The sequence below is a fragment of the Pleomorphomonas sp. T1.2MG-36 genome, from assembly GCF_950100655.1.
Lineage (GTDB): Bacteria > Pseudomonadota > Alphaproteobacteria > Rhizobiales > Pleomorphomonadaceae > Pleomorphomonas.
The window spans coordinates 171,692-188,592 of the sequence record NZ_CATNLY010000051.1; the positions used below are offsets into that span (position 1 = coordinate 171,692).

General features: G+C 64.0%; 13 protein-coding genes. 5 read left to right on the top strand and 8 right to left on the bottom strand.

The features are described from left to right. Positions 1 to 50: 50 nt before the first annotated feature. Positions 51 to 950 carry a LysR substrate-binding domain-containing protein gene (locus tag QQZ18_RS20090; RefSeq protein WP_284542754.1) on the bottom strand — a complete coding sequence of 300 codons (900 nt, stop codon included), beginning with the start codon at positions 948 to 950 and terminating at the stop codon, positions 51 to 53. A gap of 338 nt (positions 951 to 1,288) precedes the next feature. Here QQZ18_RS20090 and QQZ18_RS20095 point away from each other — a divergent pair, with 338 nt between their 5' ends. Further along, positions 1,289 to 1,525: a hypothetical protein gene (locus QQZ18_RS20095; RefSeq protein WP_284542755.1), complete on the top strand. Its 237-nt coding sequence runs from the start codon at positions 1,289 to 1,291 to the stop codon at positions 1,523 to 1,525. A 222-nt stretch (positions 1,526 to 1,747) separates the two neighbouring features. Here the strand turns inward: QQZ18_RS20095 and QQZ18_RS20100 are convergent, their stop codons facing one another. From QQZ18_RS20100 to QQZ18_RS20115, 4 genes are all read right to left on the bottom strand, one after another. Beyond that, positions 1,748 to 5,365 (bottom strand): autotransporter domain-containing protein, encoded by a 3,618-nt coding sequence (locus tag QQZ18_RS20100; RefSeq protein WP_284542756.1) that lies wholly within the window; start codon positions 5,363 to 5,365, stop codon positions 1,748 to 1,750. A gap of 137 nt (positions 5,366 to 5,502) precedes the next feature. After that, positions 5,503 to 6,966 (bottom strand): ATP-binding protein, encoded by a 1,464-nt coding sequence (locus QQZ18_RS20105; RefSeq protein ID WP_284542757.1) that lies wholly within the window; start codon positions 6,964 to 6,966, stop codon positions 5,503 to 5,505. A 5-nt stretch (positions 6,967 to 6,971) separates the two neighbouring features. Next, entirely contained in the window at positions 6,972 to 7,673 is a 702-nt protein-coding gene (locus tag QQZ18_RS20110; RefSeq protein ID WP_284542759.1) for a response regulator, read from the bottom strand. Positions 7,674 to 7,676: 3 nt separating this feature from the next. Beyond that, entirely contained in the window at positions 7,677 to 8,204 is a 528-nt protein-coding gene (locus QQZ18_RS20115) for a MarR family winged helix-turn-helix transcriptional regulator (protein WP_284542760.1), read from the bottom strand. 210 nt (positions 8,205 to 8,414) lie between these two features. On the opposite strand from QQZ18_RS20115, the gene QQZ18_RS20120 reads away from it, so the two are divergent. Continuing rightward, positions 8,415 to 9,308, top strand: a complete 894-nt coding sequence (locus QQZ18_RS20120; protein WP_284542761.1) for a branched-chain amino acid aminotransferase — start codon at positions 8,415 to 8,417, stop codon at positions 9,306 to 9,308. 111 nt (positions 9,309 to 9,419) lie between these two features. Here the strand turns inward: QQZ18_RS20120 and QQZ18_RS20125 are convergent, their stop codons facing one another. Continuing rightward, positions 9,420 to 9,698: a hypothetical protein gene (locus QQZ18_RS20125; protein WP_284542762.1), complete on the bottom strand. Its 279-nt coding sequence runs from the start codon at positions 9,696 to 9,698 to the stop codon at positions 9,420 to 9,422. 1,024 nt (positions 9,699 to 10,722) lie between these two features. Between QQZ18_RS20125 and QQZ18_RS20130 the strand changes: the two genes are divergently transcribed. The 3 genes from QQZ18_RS20130 to QQZ18_RS20140 all read left to right on the top strand — a co-directional run bounded on the left by QQZ18_RS20130 (position 10,723) and on the right by QQZ18_RS20140 (position 12,654). Further along, on the top strand, positions 10,723 to 11,463 hold the full coding sequence (locus QQZ18_RS20130) for a class I SAM-dependent methyltransferase (protein WP_284542763.1): 741 nt from the start codon (positions 10,723 to 10,725) through the stop codon (positions 11,461 to 11,463). A gap of 109 nt (positions 11,464 to 11,572) precedes the next feature. Further along, positions 11,573 to 12,349 (top strand): phosphotransferase enzyme family protein, encoded by a 777-nt coding sequence (locus QQZ18_RS20135; RefSeq protein WP_284542764.1) that lies wholly within the window; start codon positions 11,573 to 11,575, stop codon positions 12,347 to 12,349. A 146-nt stretch (positions 12,350 to 12,495) separates the two neighbouring features. After that, positions 12,496 to 12,654 (top strand): DUF3563 domain-containing protein, encoded by a 159-nt coding sequence (locus QQZ18_RS20140; RefSeq protein ID WP_284542765.1) that lies wholly within the window; start codon positions 12,496 to 12,498, stop codon positions 12,652 to 12,654. Positions 12,655 to 12,790: 136 nt separating this feature from the next. Here the strand turns inward: QQZ18_RS20140 and QQZ18_RS20145 are convergent, their stop codons facing one another. Both QQZ18_RS20145 and QQZ18_RS20150 read right to left on the bottom strand, forming a co-directional pair. Next, the gene (locus tag QQZ18_RS20145) at positions 12,791 to 14,806 is read right to left on the bottom strand and encodes a DUF2207 domain-containing protein (protein WP_284542766.1); all 2,016 of its coding nucleotides are present in this window, start codon (positions 14,804 to 14,806) and stop codon (positions 12,791 to 12,793) included. 82 nt (positions 14,807 to 14,888) lie between these two features. Continuing rightward, positions 14,889 to 16,886 carry an oxidoreductase gene (locus QQZ18_RS20150; protein ID WP_284542768.1) on the bottom strand — a complete coding sequence of 666 codons (1,998 nt, stop codon included), beginning with the start codon at positions 16,884 to 16,886 and terminating at the stop codon, positions 14,889 to 14,891. Positions 16,887 to 16,901: the final 15 nt, after the last annotated feature.

The window sequence follows — 16,901 nt, forward strand, 5'->3', positions numbered from 1 at the left end:
GACGGGGCATTATGCCTCTTTCGGGGGCACGGGCGCGGTTGCCCAGGATTTCACCCCGCTTCGTTCATCTCCTCGACCTGGGCGTATAGCCATTCGACGAAGCGCGTCACCTCGGGCTTCGGCCGGAGGCGGTCGCGGCGGACGAGGTAGAGATTGTCGACGCCGCCGGTGACGATGTTGAACGGCGCCACGAGGCGACCGAGGCCGATGTCGTCACCGATCATGGAGAGGTCGCCGATGGCAAAGCCGCGCCCGGCTTCGGCAGCGCGCAGGGCGGTGTCCATGGTGTCGAAGATCTCGCCGTGCTCGACGTCGAGCGCCTCGTCGCCGAAGGCCCTCTGCACCCAGCGCTTCCAGTCGGCAAAGCCCGAGCCGTGCAGGATCTGGCCGCGACGGATCCGCTCGGGCGGATCGAGATGGGCGACGGTCTGGTAATAGGCTGGCGAGCACACCGGCGTCAGCCGCTCCATCAGGAAGGGCACCAGGTCCTCGGGCTGCCATTGGCGCGACTCATAGAGGATGCCGACGTCGTTCTCGACGTCGCTCGGGTCCATGTTCTCCCACAGCACCGACACCCGTACCGAAAGGTCGGGGTTGGCAGTCTCGAAGCTTCTGAGGCGCGGCAGCAGCCAGCGGGCGCCGAAGGTGGGCGGCGTGCGGACGCGAACGACGCCGGGGCGGGCGCGGATCTGCTCGACGCCGCGCCGCATCGCCTCGAAGGCGGTGCCGAGCGACAGCGCCAGCTGCTCGCCCTCCGGCGACAGCCTCACGCCGCGATGGACGCGGCGGAACAGCTCGACGCGCAGGTCGTCCTCCAGCGCGCGGATCTGCCGGCTGACGGCGCTCTCGGTGACGTTGAGTTCCTCGGCCGCGCGGTTGAGTGCGCCGAGACGGGCGACGCTTTCGAAGGCCTTGAGGGCGTTGAGGCTGGGCAGGCGGCTGACGGCCACGTTCGGCACTCCCAAATCTCGGGTCCGGTTGATTTTCACGCACCGATCGGCGGTGCCGGGATCCTTTGCCAACCGCTATCGACCAAGGGATGAGCGGCCTTTCTCCATCCTGCAAATCCCGTAGGTATCGGCCAGAAAAAGGCGGATTTGTCAGAAATGTGGCAGATTCCCACGCAGTTTCACCTAGAGATCGCTCGCTGGCGTGCGCCGGTTGGGCGCGGTTGGTAAGGATTTGTTTACGGTTAAGTTTTTGGAACGTCAAGCGGGCAAAAAAGGCGTTTGAAGCGGTACGGGCGGATCGTCATATAGAAGCCAAGCGAAGCTCACGGAGTACTATCATGATCTTCTCGATGTCCCTCCGCCAATGGGCCGGCAGCACCTTCAATCCGGGGCAGCTCTATCGGCAGTGGCGCAAGCGCAGCCTGCTCAGGCACGACCTGCAGCGGTTGGTCGAGGATCCGTATCTGCTCGACGACGTCGGCTTCTGCCGCGAGGCCGCCGAGCGTGAGCTCGACCGCGCCGTCTGGGAGCCGGTCGCCAACCTGCGCATGCCGCCGCACAAGCGCGCCGCCTGACGGACCCAAGATCAAAAGCAAAACAAAACGCCCCGGTGCCGACCGCGCCGGGGCGTTTTTAATGCAAGGTGGGTGTTGGTGGGCGGGGGCGTCGAGGCATGCCGGACAGGGCGTCTCGGTGCGACAGTCTTTCCGGCGAACTGGGGTTCGCCGGAAACTCTATCTCGTTGTTGGGACGCGGCTCCGAACGCAGAACCGGAACCCGCTTTTGCTGAAGCTGCTTTAGAACGCCACCTTCAATCCCAGACGTCCGGACGCTGCCATCGAGTCGTCGCTGTACAGGGAGCCGTCGATGCCGCCGTAGATGGCCGTCCGCTCCGAGATCATGGCGTCGAAGCCGACACCGAGGGTCGCGCCGAGCACGTTCTTGTCGCCGGTGTTCGTCACGGTGAACTCATTGCCTTTGAGGTCGGCGCGGACGCGTTCCGATCCCAGGTACTGGGTGTCGCTGAGCGCGGCCGTCGCGGTCAACGCGGCCGGCAGGCCGGAGGGCATGGTCGTCTTGTACTTGAGCTCGACCTGCAGCCGCCCATCGATGGAGTGCGACTGGCGCGCCCCGTAGCTGAGATCCTGCGACGAGCCGTCCTCGTCATAGCCTTCGTAGTAGGCGCCGGTGTAGCGGGTCTTGAAGCTGGGGGTCAGCTGCCAGCCCGGGGCAACCTGATAGCTGCGGCTCACTGCCACTTCCGGCGAGATGTACCAGCCGGTGAAGTCGCCGGAGGCCGTTTCCGTGCCATTGTTGATGCTTCGGCTGGCCATGTTCTCGATGCCGCCGCCGGTGATCGAGGCGTTCCACTGCAGGCCGCCGAGCTCGACGGCGCCATAGAGGCCGAGGAAGCCGGTGTTGCCCCGCATCAAGGACGCGCTGTCACCGGCCGCTGTGCGCACGGTGCCGGCGCCGGCGAAGAAGCCGATGCGATAGTTCTCGAACAGATGATCGACGCCGGAGATGACGCCGACATGCGAGGTGTGGTTCGAGTATTGACCGTCGCTCGACGGCTGGTAGCGCAAGCCGCCGAAAGCGCGTGTCCAGAACAGGTTGCCATAGCCATCCACGGCGGCGTTGTCGCCGAGCATGCGCAGCGCCTTGCCTTCCTGGGTCTCGCGCTTGTCCTCGCCATATTGCAGGGCGGAGATGGTCGATCCGCCGACGCTGACCTGGTCGGGCCGGGCGACGTCGAGCGACAGGATGCTGCCGATGACGTCCGAAACCGACGACGTGTACTGGGTCGCTTCCCGGCTGGCGGCGGGAATGGCGACGACGTTGATGTAGCCGTTGGACGGCAAGTTGGCGTTTTCGAGGATGACGGTCTGGCTGGCGTTGTTCAGCGCAATGACGTTGTGAAGGTCGTCGTAGCGGGCCGCCGCGATGCGGTAGCTGCCGGCGCCGAAGCTCGTCGTGTTGTTCTGGGTCGTGTTGTAGTCAACGTAGCCAGTGAAGGCGGCCGTCGGCGAGATGTTGAGAGTGTTGTTTCCCGCTCCGAAGAAGACGGCTGCGGTTCCGCCCGAGATGCTGCCGGAGGTGCTGACGACGTTCCCGACGGTCGCAAGCTCGACGCCGTAGGTCGAGCCGCTGATCGCGCCGCTGTTGACCAGTTGGCCGCCCCGCATCGTGACTTCCGTGGCGGAGCCCGACAGTGAACCGGTCACGTTGAGCGTGCCGCCATTGACGGTGGTTCCGCCCGTGTAGGTGTTCACGCCCGACAGCGTGAGGTTTCCGGCGTCGAGCTGAACCCGGCCGGCGCCGCTGATGGCGGCCGAGACGACATAGCTGGGATCGGTGAAGTTGAACTCCAGGAGGCCATCGCCGACGCCGAACACGATGCTGCTCGTGTCGAGCGTGCCGGCGGCGGCAGCTGGATCTACCGCCGCGGCGCCGATGTTCAGTGTGCCGTGCGACGTCGCGCTCTCGGCGATCTTGATGGTGCCGGCGCTGATCGTGCCGCCGTTGGAGACGGTTGCGACGCCCGTTCCATCGGAGCCGACGACGAAGCGGTCGGTGGCGGCGATCGACGACCCCGTCCCCGTGACGACGACCGTACCGTTGGAGCCAACCTCGTTGCCGGCATAGAAGCGGTTGCCGATGACCTTGCCGCCGTCGGAGACGGTTATGGTGCCGGTGCCCCAGCGTCCGGCGTTGATGTCGCCGGAAAACTGAGCGCTTGTGACGAGGGTGGTCCAGGTGGACCCGGCGCCGGTGACCGTCATTGAACCGTTGGAGCCGGTGAGATCGCCGACGATGCCCTGGACATCGGTGACCGTCGCACCATCGGAAATCGTCATGGTGCCGATCGCGCCAGTGTCATGGCCGACGATGAGAGCGTTATCCATGGTCCAGGATGAGCCGGTGCCGGTGATGGTGGCCGTGCCGTGCGAGCCACTCGCCGAGCCCACATAGCTCTCCAACCCACTGGTCACCTTGCCGCCGTCGGAAACGGTCAATGTGCCGTTACCTTCGTTGCCGACGTAGAGATAACCGGTATTGGTGAAGCTGGCGCCACTGGTAACGGTCACCGTGCCGCTCGAGTTGGCATTGTGGCCGGCGATCAGCCGATCCGTTCTGAGCGCGGCGCCGTCCGAGACCGTGAGAATGCCCGTTCCGTTGTAGCCGACCGACAGCACGGTACCCGAGCCGCCGGTATTCCACACCGAGCCGACGCCGCTGACCGTAGCCGTGCCGGTGTTGCCGGAGTTGAGGCCGAGCTTTGCGCCTGCGCTTGTCACGGAGGCGCCGGCCGAGACGGTGAGTGTTCCGTTGGCCACTCCCGGATCGCTGATATCGCCGCCGACCGAGAGAGCGCCCGTGTTCCAGGAGGAGCCGGAGCCGCTGACCGTGGCTGTGCTGGTGGAGTGACGGCCGATGACAGCCGCCGCGCTGGTCACGGCGCCGCCGGAGAGAATGTCGAGCTGGGAGGCGCCGAAGTTGCCGACGAAGAGCGTGCCGGTGCTGATCCAGGTCGACCCGGTGCCGGTCACCGTCACCGAGCTGCCGGCAGCGCTCGTCGCCTGACCGATGACGCTGTCGACGCTCGTGACGTCGCCGCCAGCCGAAACGGTCAACGTGCCGACACCGCTGCCACCGACCGTCAGCCGTCCGGTGTTGATCCAGGAGGACGATGCGCCGGTGATCGTCGCTGTTCCAGTCGAATCCGTGCCGGCGGCGAGCACGCCGTTGACATTATGGACCGTGCCGGACGTGACGCTCAAAATGCCTTCTGACGCAGGTTGGGAGCTGCCGCCGGTGCCGGCAAAGCCGACGTAGAGATCCCCGGTCGAGGTGAAGGTGGCGCCACCGGTGAGTTCGAGGCGCCCAAGGCTGCCATAGCCGGAGCCGACATAAGTGGTGCCGGCCTGCACCGACGCCAGGTCGTCGATCGAAAGGATGCCCGTTCCCTCGTTGCCGAGGTAGAGATCGCCGGTGTTGGTCCAGGTGAAGCCGGTTCCGGACAACGAGACCGTGCCGGTCGAACCGGTGTTCCAGCCGAGCGCTGCCGTTGTCGTGTTGAGGGTGCCTTCGATCGTCAGGCTGCCGGTCCCTCCGAGGCCGACCAACAGATTGCTCGCCTGGGCGGCGGTCGACCCGGTGATCGTGGCCGAGGAGCTGCCGATGCGCGCTTCTCTGGTCGGCGTTGGGATGACGTTGTTGTCCCACTCCCAGTTTGAGGCCTTGAACCAATCGTGGTCGGTGTTGCCCGTCCAGTTCAAGGTCGGGTCTGCGCTGGCGGCGCCTCCGCACAGAAGCGCGGAAACCGCCGTCGTCAGCAGGGCGAGGGAAGCGACCTTCTTCGCGGGGGGCTGGAGGTCTCGGGGCTTGGAAATACGTGCCGAATGTCTAGCCATGACCAGCTCACGCGCCTCAAATTGATAAATTCTGTGTCAATTTATCAACTACAGAGCGAGTCTGTGCTTGGCAATCAACATTTGGCATTGGCAATAGGCTCGGGCTGGGCGTGTGCCCGGGCAGCAACGGTCCCCCCTTACGCCGGCAGGCGGATCGTTGCCCTGAGGCCGCCATGCGGGCTCGGGCCGAGCTCGATGTCGCCGCCATGGCTGCGGGCGACGTCGCGGGCGATGGCGAGGCCGAGGCCCGTGCCGGGGACGTCCTGGTTGCGTGCCGCGTCGAGCCGGTAGAAGGGGCGGAACACCGCCTCCAGCTCGTCCTCGGGAATGCCGGGGCCATCGTCCTCGACGATCACCGACAGCCAGCCCTCGCGCCGTTCGCCGGTCACCCAAACTGCCGTGCGCCCGTAGCGGACGGCGTTGCCGACGAGATTGGCGATCAGCCGGCGGAAAGCGGTCGGGCGCAGCGTCAGCAGGCCGTCGCCGCTGAAAGCGAAGTGGATCTGCCGTCCGGCCGGGTCCGCCATCTGGCGCAGGCAGTCCGAAATCGTCGCCTCGACGTCGAGCGGCTGCGGCGCCTCGTCGGCATCGCCCTTGGCGAAATCGACGTAGGCCTCCAGCATCGCTTCCATCTCGGCGACGTCGGCGCTGAGGTCGGCGGTTTCCTCGCCCTCGGGCAGCAGGGCAAGGCCGAGGCGGAAGCGGGTGAGGATGGTCTTGAGGTCGTGGCCGACGCCGGCCAGCATGGTGGTGCGCTGTTCGATCTGGCGCTCGAGGCGCCGACGCATGCCGATGAAGGCGTGGGCGGCCTGCCGCACCTCGCGGGCGCCGGTCGGAGCAAAGCCTTCCACGGGGCGCCCCCGGCCGAAAGCCTCGGCGGCGGCGGCCAGCCGCTCGATCGGCTTGATCTGATTGCGCAGGAAGATCAGCGACACCAGCACCAGGAACAGCGCGGTGCTGACCATCCACACCAGGAAGAAGTGCCAGTTGGCGGCGTAGGCGAGGCTGCGCGGGAACTCCACCTTGAGAACGCCGGCATGGACGACCATCCGCACCTCGATGCGGTTGCCGTCGGGCAGGTCGCGGATCGAAAAGGGCATCGACAGCCGGCGCTTCTGGAGCGCGCCGGCCAGCATGCTGTGGACGATGTCGGCCGAGGCCCGGCGCGTGCGACCGATCTCGCTGGGCGGCAGCACCTCGGCGTTCAGCCCCATGGCCCGGGCGGCCGAGGCGACGGCGTCGATCCTGACCTCATCGGGAATGGCGGTATTGTCGGCGATGTTGGCGAGGCCGAGGATGGAGGCGGCGACGGCATCCGACAGGCGCTGGGTGACCAGCATCCAGTGGCGATCCATGAACACGCCGGTCAGCACGGCGAGCAGGATCAGCATCGGCACGACGACGATCAGCAGCGACCGGCCGAGCAGCCCCTTGGGCAGCGCCCGGTTGATGGCGTGGCCGACGCCGATCCAGACCCGCCGCACCGTCGAGGGGCTGTTGCGGGCGATGAAGTTGCGGACGTGCCGGATGCCGTCATCGAGCCGGTCGAGACCGGCGGCGACGCGACCACGGGGCGTGGTTGGCTCTGGCGTTTCCGACATCTTTTTCACTCGAAGCGCAGGCGGTAGCCGACGCCGCGCACCGTCTGCAGGAACATGGGATTGCCGGGGTCGGTCTCGATCTTGCGGCGCAGGCGGTTGATCTGCACGTCGATGGTGCGTTCGCCCACCTCGCCGGGCTCGCCGGCGAGCGCCTCGCGCGACAGCGTACCGTCGGGGCTGGCGGCGAACTGGCCGAGCAACTGTCGCTCGCGGTCGGTGAGGCGCACCGGCGTCTCGCCGTCGTAGAGCTCCTCGCGCTTGGCGCTGAAGACGAAACGGCCGAAGCGGATCTCCTCGCGGGTGAGCGGCGCCTCGGGCATCGGCCGCCGCCTCAGGATGTTGTTGAGGCGTAAAAGCAGCTCGCGCGGCTCGAAGGGCTTGGTGAGATAGTCGTCGGCGCCGGCTTCGAGGCCGCGAATGCGGTCGGCGCCGTCCGACTTGGCGGTGAGCAGCAGGATCGGCACGTCCTGCTCGGACCGCAGCGACTGGGTTAGGCTGAGGCCGTCTTCCCCCGGCATCATCACGTCGACCACCAGGATGTCGAACTCGATGGCCGAGATCTTGCGCCTGGCCTCGGCGGCGTCGGCGGCGGCGGTGACGCGATAGCCGTGGCCGCCGAGATATTTGGCGAGCAACTGGCGGATGCGGCTGTCGTCGTCGACGACGAGAACGTGGCTGGCGCCGTCGGCGGGGGCAATGGTGGCCATGGCTCAGCCCTCCTCGCCAAGCGCCGCGCCGGGGGCGCGGGCATCGATCATGTTGCCGAGGAAGTCGCGCACGATGGCGCGCGAGCCCGGCGGCAGCGTGGCGAGTGCCCTCACCATGCGGGCATGCTGACGGGCGGAGAGGTCGTTCGCCAGCCGCTCGCCCTTCTCCGAGGCGTAGAGCAGCCGCTCGCGCCGGTCGACCGGGCCGGGCCGCTGCTCGATGTAGCCCTCGTCGATGAGCTGCTTCAGTACGCGGCCGAGGCTCTGCTTGGTGATCTGCAGGATGTCCAGGAGGTCGGAGACGCGCAGGCCGGGGTTGCGCATCACGAAGTAGACGACGCGGTGGTGGGCGCGGCCGTAGCCGATCGCTTCCAGAATATGGTCGGCCTCGCCGACGAAGTCGCGGTAGGCAAAGAACAAAAGCTCGATCAGTTCGAAGTCGAGTCCCTCGGCGCCACCGCCGCCGGGGCGCTCCGTCGCGGGCTTCTCGGACGGATGCGTGGCGTCAAAGGGAAAATTTATGGCAGCCATGTTGACATACTTCGATTCATTTGTTACTAGAATACCCGTCACGACGAAACGATCGTTCGCACGACGCGGTCGCAAGGGACATCCGGCATCCAAGGGATCCATCGATCCGCGAGCATAGCCGCTTGTCGACGCCGAGGCAAAATGTGTCCCGTGCAAGAGGTCGCCCGTCCGTGTCGGGCAAGAGACAAAAGAAAAGTCTGGGAGTTCAAGATGGCCAGTGTCCCCTTTGACAGCCGCGACGGCGTGATCTGGTACGACGGCAAGTTCGTCGACTGGAAGGACGCCAAGGTGCATGTTCTGACCCACGCGCTTCACTATGGCAGCGCCGTGTTCGAAGGCGAGCGCGCCTATGGCGGCGAGGTCTACAAGCTCCGGGAGCACAGCCAGCGCCTGATCGAGTCGGCCGAGATTCTCGGTTTCAAGCTGCCCTACAGCCTCGAAGAGATCGAGGCGGCGACCAACGCCGCGCTTGCCCGTTCGGGTCTCGTCGATGCCTACGTCCGGCCGATCGCCTGGCGCGGCTCGGAGGCCATGGGCGTCTCCGCTCCCAACAATACCATCCACATGGCGATCGCCGTCTGGGAATGGCCGAGCTACTTCAGCCCGGCCGAGAAGCTGAAGGGCATCCGCCTGACCTGGGCGCCCTATCGCCGCCCCGACCCGATGACCATCCCGTGCAAGTCGAAGGCGGCCGGTCTCTACATGATCTGCACCATCTCCAAGCACGCGGCGGAAGCCCAGGGCTATACCGATGCGCTGATGCTCGACTATCGCGGCTATGTGGCGGAATCGACCGGCGCCAACATCGTCTTCGTTCGCGACGGCGAGCTCTACACGCCGGAACCGGATTGCTTCCTCGACAGCATCACGCGCCAGTCGGTGGAGGCGATTGCCGCCCGCCATGGCATCAAGGTCAATCGCCGGCACATCCTGCCGGAGGAGCTGTCGACCTTCACTGAGGCCTTCCTGGTCGGCACCGCCGCCGAGGTGACGCCGATCTCCGAAATCGGCGAGTATCGCTTCAAGCCGGCGAAGATCAGCGAACTCCTGATGCACGCCTATCTCGACGAAGTGCAGCCCAAGAAGGTCGCCGCCGCCGAGTGATCGATCCGCATCGAATGATAGAAGCCCCGCCGCGCGTCCGCACGGCGGGGCGTCGTTTTGAGGCTTCGCATGCCGAGCGTATGTCTCGCACTCTTGGCGAGTTGGCGTCGCTCAGCGGTACCAAGTCGTGCCGACGATCAGCCGCTGGATGGTGAGGATCGTCAGCCCCACGGCGACAGCGACCGCCAGCCAGAAGAGGGTGCCCATGCCTTGGACGTAGAAAAGGAAGGGCAGGGCGACGAGCCAGGGGATCAGAAGGCCGAAAGCGAGCAGGAACAGCAGCCCGCGAGATTTCCGATTGAAGTACAGATAGCCTTTTTCCGCGCCGCAGGCAGGGCAGACGACGTCTTTCTTGGCGACGGGGGTCAGGCAATACGGACAATGCGCCATTTCACGACCAATCTTGAAACTAGAGATACGTGTCATCTTGTCGGAGCGAGTCGCGTGTATTCGCGGTCATGCAACCGGTCCAAGTCGTGCCGGAACCGATCGAACTCAATGCGCCGGGAGATCATGTCCCCGCTGGCCCGTGCGGCCCGCCCATCTTCGGACGCGGCCGGAATGCTGACGACGTGGTCCACACTCGCCTGAAACTGCGTTTCGAGGGCCTCGCCCGCTGGTCGCCGGAGCCTATGGAGCCGGCAAGCCGAACGCGATGGGCGAGGGAGTGGCACGCAGCTCTGGTGTCGCAATCCACCTGGGCGAGCTGCCTGGACAATATGACTCCACGTCTTTCCTCTATTTTCGGGTGCATGGCATCCTCAATATAGTTTTATCGAACAAAGTTGCGGAACAAAATCTGGTCGTTAGAACAAGTTGTCTCGAGAAATGCGTCGCAATATCAACTTACGAAAGTCTGCCAAGGCATGACCTTGGGTAATCGAAGGGAGCTGCTATTGGAGCGTTCCCGAAAATGCGCCTGGGTCGACGTTTGGCGAGCCGGATACTTTCTTCCGGATGGTTTTGGCTGTTATCGGCCCAACTGAAATGCCGGTTGCCGGACGCGATCAGGTTGCGCGCCGAAGGCCGCGCCTCATTATGGCTATATGACAATCCGAGGCCGGCGGGCCGTTTCGAAGATCATGACGAATATCCATTCCAAAGCTATTGGGCCGGAAAGCCAAGCGAAAAAAGTTTCAAAACAAATGCAATGGCAAAACGCCAGGCGACCCTTGCGTCTTCCCGACGCGTCGAATTTATCTTATCCGTATATATGACAGGATAGGGCGTTGCAAGGGCTCGATCACCTTTTGAGTTTCTGTGGAGGCAACGTAACATGGCAGGCAATGGGTGTCATTTGCCTTCATGCTGCCGAACATGTCAGTAAAATCCTTCGGGTGAGGCTCTATACTGTCAGTCCGGTATCGAGTCCTGAACCACGGGCCGGTGAGGCCAAATATGGGGAAGAGCAGCCATGATGCCGTCCGACCCATGGGACAGCGAGACCGCCAGGTCCTACGACACGCCGGGAACGGGCATGTTCGCGCCCGACCTTCTCAAGCAGACCGTCGACCGGCTTGCCGTGCTGGCCGGCGGCGGACGGGCGCTGGAGTTCGCCATCGGAACGGGGCGGGTCGCCGTCCCGCTGCATGAGAGGGGCGTGCCGGTTACCGGCATCGAGCTGTCGACGGCGATGATCGCCGAGCTGCGCACCAAGGCCGACGAGACCGAAATCCCGGTGATCGTCGGCGATATGGCCGTCACCTCGGCGCCGGGCCGGTTCAGCCTCGTCTATCTCGTCTACAACACCATCTCGAACCTTCTGACCCAGCGCGAGCAGGTCGCCGCATTCCGCAACGCGGCGCGGCACCTCGAGGCCGGCGGCTGCTTCGTGGTCGAACTCGGCGTTCCCGACTTGCGCAAGCTGCCGCCGGGCCAGACCGCCGTCGTCTTCGCCGACGAGCCCGGCTACATCGGCCTCGACACCTACGACGTGCTGAACCAGCGTATGGTGTCGCACCACGTCCGCTTCGGCGACGACAGGCAGGCGAACCTGCAGCGCTCCGCCCATCGCTACATCTGGCCGTCCGAACTGGACCTGATGGCGGAGCTGGCCGGCTTCACGCTGGAAGACCGGTCGGCCGACTGGACGGGCGCGCCATTCACCGCCGAGTCCGGCTCGCACGTATCCGTCTACCGGCTTGCCGCGCGCTGATGACTGGTGCGGTCAGCAGCTGAGCGGTCTTGCGCCGCCGGACGAGTTAAACCAAACAACGGCGGGGCGGCGAAAGGCAGTTTTGCCGCGGCGGCTCGGGGAGGTTTGAGTGGAGGCGCTCGAAGGCGGACGCGACGGGCAGATCTGGCGCGACGGCAACACTGTGACGCGGCCGGCCGGCCCGTGGACGCCGACGGTGCATCGCTTCCTCGCCCACATCAGTGCCGCCGGCTTTGTCGGAGCGCCCGTTCCCATCGGCATCACCGAGGCGGGGCAGGAGATCGTGAGCTTCGTCGAGGGGCGCGTCTCAGAGGACTTCCGCGATCCGCTGGTCGGTTCCGAGCGGATGCTTCGGTCGGCGGCCCAGTTGCTGCGCGACTTCCATGCGGCCTCCAGGGGCTTCCTGGAGAGCGACCGCCAGGCGCAGGTCTGGATGCTGGAGCCGAGAGAGCCGCGCGAGATCGTCTGTCACGGCGACTTCGCGCCCTACAACGTTGCCGGCGATGAAGGCGTGGCCGTCGGCCTCATCGACTTCGACACCATTCATCCGGCGCCGGCGCTGTGGGATCTCGCCTATGCCGTTTACCGCTGGGCGCCGCTGTTCTCGTCCGGCCATCAGGGCGGGGTGTTCGCGGTGGAGACGCAGCTGTCGCGGGCACGCATCTTCTGCGACGCCTATGGGGCAACGGCGGACGAGCGGCGCCATCTGCCGGGGATGATCGCCGAGCGCTTGCGGACGCTCGTCGCCTTCATGCGCGGCAGGGCCGAGGCGGGCGACGAGACCTTCGTCGAGGACGTGGAGGCGGGCGAGGCCGCGCTCTATCTCGCCGACATCGCCCATGTGGGCGGGCTCGGGGAGCGGCTCACCGACACCCTTCTGGGGTGAGGGCGGAGTTTTACCTATAGGAAATCTGAAAGCGGCTTTCAGAACTTGCGATTAGGCCGGCGGGGCTGCCGGGCCTATATTGAGGGCGTCAAAGAGATGAGAGAAAGAGGCCGGAAACCCCCGGTCAGGAAAGAAGGAAAACCGAAATGTTCGCCACCCTCAAGCGTGCTGCCAAGGCCCTCCGCGTTCCCAGCCAGGCCGAGCTTGACCTCGCCTACCTGAACGAAGCCGGCGACCGCTACGACCTCGAAGCCCGCGAGCGCAACCTCACCCGCCGCGCGCCGAACCGGGGCCTCGGTCTCTGAGGACAGGACGGTAGCAAGCCGCCACTTTAATACGACGTCGAGCGCTCGATACCTGACCGGTTCGGGCGCTTTGTCGTTACGGCGGCTTGGCAGGTTGTCGAGTAGACGGCGCCGGCCACACCGCACCGGATGGCTATCACCAACCGCCGCCGCCGCCTCCGCCACCACCCGAGCCGGATGAGCCGGAGCCGAACGAAGAGCTGTCTTGGCTGGCCACTGAGTGAGAATGTCGAGGACTGATGTCAAAATCTGTGTCTGTCAGGCCAAATGAGTTATATCGCCACCAGCTTTGGCTATAGCTGTTTGCTCCCATGCCGGCATGGCTCTCCTGCCACTCCTCGTATGTACGCAGCCATGGCTTGTGAGCGCCGAGGACGATGGCGTAAGGCAGCAAGCTTTCAAAATGGGACGATGACATGAGCGGTATGCCATTTTTGGTTTCTCTGCGCTTTAAGCTCAACGTCAGGTATTTTTGGAGCCCCTCAATTTGATCCTTGATGTCTCGTCCTCGTTCCGTTGCTTTCCCCATAAGGAAAACAAGACATGAAGCGATCACTAAAAATCCATATATCAGGATCAGTTCTGTCGATTCCTTTGGTTTTGAGTTGTTTATAAAAACAAAGAGAACACCAAGCACCATTGGTGTGATAATTATATATGATATGTAGTTTATATATTTCCCAGACGTTATAGGCTTAATCTTGAAGAGGTCTTTTATTGAATCTGTAATTGGCCTTATCAGGCTTTTTACGAAATAAGTAATCAACACACCAATTATTATTGGCGAGTATATTATTATTGGCTGGTGTGTTATGGATATTGATGCGATGACTGATGTGAATATTATTGCGATTCCGATTTTTATAAGGCCTTTATTTCTTATATTGAAACTCTCGGTTTCTGTGTCTTGAATCAATTTTTTCTGTGACTCGACTATCAAGCGTAAGCAATATATATTTTCTTTGCTTATTTCTAGGTATCCACCTTCTTTATCAATCCTTTGAATTATCATAGACTGGTCGTACGACAGTTTCCGGGGCGATTTGTTCGTCCTTTTGACGCCGGCGCCGTTGTCGAATTCTGTGATCGCCAAATATCCATTTGCCGCCAAGTCTATGAGGGATGCGGAGAAAGCAGCGTAACCGGAGTCCGGAAAGCCGCCATCTCGGATGTACCCGATCACGCCTGGAGATAAGCCTTCCGGCGGCGTCCATCTCAATGGCGTCGGGCCCTTTGCGGGGTCTTTTCCGTAGTGAAACCACAGAGCGAAAAGCACGAGGAGCGCCACGGCAAGAACACTCCCGCCGGCTAACGCGGTTTTCCCATCCCACCACCAAAAGGCAGGCTTCTGCACAGGCCTCGGCTGTGAAATGACGCCCTTGGGTATCTTGATGTCGATCGTCAGTCCTTCGCCGACCGACAGGCCGCGTGTCATGGCAAATGACGCGGTGGTGCCCGAAAGCTGTGCTGTGGCATCCTTCCCGCGCGCGCCGCGCGGCCCGGTGTAGACCGTCGCATCCTCAGGCTTGGCGTCGCCGGGCAAGGATACCGTCGCGGTGGCGTTTTCTATGGGAAACAGCCAGCCGTTTCCTGTCACATTCCAAACCAGGTTGTCGTAGGTGTCGTGAAATCTGACCTGAGTGTCGGTGCGATACCTGATCCGATAGGTGTGGTCGCCCGGTTGAACCACTTGGCTTTTGGCGCCGATATAGATGCGCGTTCCGCCGGAGACGGCCTGTCGCGACCAATCGTCTGGTCGGCCGTCGCGCTCGACCGAGACAATCCGGAATGCGGCTTCGTCGCCCTCGGACCAGGAAAACGGGAAATCTCGATAAATGCCGTGGCGAATCCTGTCGCCCATCGCGCGAACGGTGATGGTCTCGGTGACGTCGAGCTCGCCGCTGGCCTCCAGCTGGATGGCGGCATCGAAGGACTTGATGACTTCCTGCGCGGTTGCCACCCTTGGCGATAGTCCGAGCACGGCAAGAAAGACGATCACGGCGTGGCGAAACATGTCGGCGTTCTCGGCAAGGATCGGTTCGAAAGATGACGACTTCGAGTTGTACTCGGCCGCTCCGCCGGGCGTAAGACTGCATCTCTCCTGACCAGGGTTCTTGCGCCTCCTTGGGCCGGTTCGGACGCTTGGTCGCATTTGTCGCTTGCTCCGGACCATAGAAAGGCCGCGCCATCCCGGGGGACGACGCGGCCTGTCGTTGTCAGTTTGACCGGGGCGATCAGATCGAGCGCGCCACCTCGTAGGCATCCCAGATCGCGTACATGATGTTGGAGACTTGGCGGGCGTCGCCGAAGCTGTAGACTTCGGGAACGAGGTTGCGGACCTTGTCGTAGAGGCTGCGCTCGGAGCGATAGCCGATGGCGACGATGGCGCTGTCGGCCGGCACGATGGTCTCCTTGTCGCCGCTCTTCACCTTGAAGCCGCCCTTGACCGGTTCGGCCACATGGCTCGACGTCATGATGTCGATCTTCTTGTAGATCAGGAGGTCGTGCAGCATGTCGTGGTTGGCGTGGCAGAGCGGGCCGGCCAGCGCCAGGATCGTCGGCGCCAGTTCGACGATGGTCACCTTCTTGCCCTGGTCGTGCAGCCATAGCGCCGTTTCGCAGCCGACGAGGCCGGCGCCGATGACGATGGTGCTGTCGCCGGCCGGCTTGACGCCGTTGAGCACGTCCTCGGCGGTGTAGACGTTGTCGGCGTCGCCGATGCTGAGCCGCTTGGGCTGCGAGCCGGTGGCGACGATCAGCACGTCGGGCTTGGCGAGCCGCACCGTCTCCTCGGTCACTTCCTTGTTGAAGATCACCGGCACCTTGAGTTCGCGCAGCTCGCGCTCGTACCAGCGGATCAGGTCGTGGTCGTCTTCCTTGAAGTCGGGCACGCCGCCGGGGATGACGACGCCGCCGAGACGGTCGGACTTCTCGTAGAGGGTCACGACATGGCCGCGCAGCGTGGCGACGCGGGCTGCCTCCATGCCGGCGATGCCGCCGCCGACGATCATCACCGACCTCTTCTCGAGCGCGGCGCTGAGGCCGTATTCCGCTTCGCGGCCGCAGGCCGGGTTCACGGCGCAGGAGATCTGCGAGTACTTGGCAAGCCGGCCCATGCAGCCTTCCTGGCAGGAGAGGCAAGGACGGATGCGGTCGATCTTCTCGGCGCGCACCTTGTTCGGCAACTGCGGATCGGCGAGCAGCGGCCGGGCGAGGCCGACGAAGTCGGTCTTGCCGGAGACGATGGCGGCGGCGGCGAGATCGGGGTTGTCCATGCGGCCGGCGGTGATCACCGGCACCTTCAGCACCTCTTTCAGGATCCTGTTGTAGGGCAGGTAGAGGCCCTTGTCCTGGTACATGGGCGGATGGCTCCAGTACCAGCTGTCGTAGGAGCCGACGTCGCCGTTGAAGGCGTCGTAGCCGGCCGCTTCCAAGAGCTTGGCCGCCTCGATGCCCTCGGGAATGTCGCGGCCCATCTCGACGAACTCCTCGCCCGGCAGGCCGCCGCTCTTCCAATCCTTGATGAAGCTCTTGATGGAGTAACGCAGCGACACCGGATAGTCGGCGCCGCAGCGTTCCTTGATCGCCTCAACGATCTCCACGGCGAAGCGCAGGCGGTTCTCCAGGCTGCCGCCATATTCGTCAGTGCGCTGGTTGAACATGGAGATGGCGAACTGGTCGAGCAGATAGCCCTCGTGGACCGCGTGGATCTCGATGCCGTCGAAGCCGGCGCGCTGGGCGACCTCCGCGCTGTCGGCGAACTTGCGGACGTAGGTCTTGATCTCTTCGATGGTCAGTTCGCGGCAGGTCACGCCCTCGATCCAGCGGTGCGGGATCGGCGACGGGGCGACGGCCGTCCGGCCGACGATCGACGGCATCGACACGCGGCCGAAGCCAGCCGAGAGTTGCAGGAAGATGCGCGCGTCATAGGCGTGCACCCGCTCGGTCAAGATCTTGCCGGTCTTGACGAAGTTGAGCGGGTTCAGCGTCGGGCAGGGCATCGAGGGCAGGGCGCACTTCTCGATCTCGTTTTCCACCATGGTGACGCCGGTCATCAGCAAGCCGGCGCCGCCCTTGGCGCGCTCGACGTAATACTCGACGCCGCGATAGTTGTAGGTGCCGTCGGCGTCGCACAATCCGCCGGGCCCCATCGGCTCCATGACATAGCGATTCTTGATTTCGAGGCTGCCGATCTTCATCGGCTCGAACAAGATCTCGTGGTTCTCTTTCATGGGACTGTTCGCGGC

Excerpts from the sequence above, each read along its gene's own strand:
- QQZ18_RS20105 (WP_284542757.1), bottom strand. The coding sequence starts at position 6,966 with ATGTCGGAAACGCCAGAGCCAACCACGCCCCGTGGTCGCGTCGCCGCC.
- QQZ18_RS20115 (WP_284542760.1), bottom strand. The coding sequence starts at position 8,204 with ATGGCTGCCATAAATTTTCCCTTTGACGCCACGCATCCGTCCGAGAAG.
- QQZ18_RS20110 (WP_284542759.1), bottom strand. The coding sequence starts at position 7,673 with ATGGCCACCATTGCCCCCGCCGACGGCGCCAGCCACGTTCTCGTCGTC.
- QQZ18_RS20125 (WP_284542762.1), bottom strand. The coding sequence starts at position 9,698 with ATGGCGCATTGTCCGTATTGCCTGACCCCCGTCGCCAAGAAAGACGTC.
- QQZ18_RS20120 (WP_284542761.1), top strand. The coding sequence starts at position 8,415 with ATGGCCAGTGTCCCCTTTGACAGCCGCGACGGCGTGATCTGGTACGAC.
- QQZ18_RS20095 (WP_284542755.1), top strand. The coding sequence starts at position 1,289 with ATGATCTTCTCGATGTCCCTCCGCCAATGGGCCGGCAGCACCTTCAAT.
- QQZ18_RS20100 (WP_284542756.1), bottom strand. The coding sequence starts at position 5,365 with ATGGCTAGACATTCGGCACGTATTTCCAAGCCCCGAGACCTCCAGCCC.
- QQZ18_RS20145 (WP_284542766.1), bottom strand. The coding sequence starts at position 14,806 with ATGCGACCAAGCGTCCGAACCGGCCCAAGGAGGCGCAAGAACCCTGGT.
- QQZ18_RS20140 (WP_284542765.1), top strand. The coding sequence starts at position 12,496 with ATGTTCGCCACCCTCAAGCGTGCTGCCAAGGCCCTCCGCGTTCCCAGC.
- QQZ18_RS20130 (WP_284542763.1), top strand. The coding sequence starts at position 10,723 with ATGATGCCGTCCGACCCATGGGACAGCGAGACCGCCAGGTCCTACGAC.
- QQZ18_RS20150 (WP_284542768.1), bottom strand. The coding sequence starts at position 16,886 with ATGAAAGAGAACCACGAGATCTTGTTCGAGCCGATGAAGATCGGCAGC.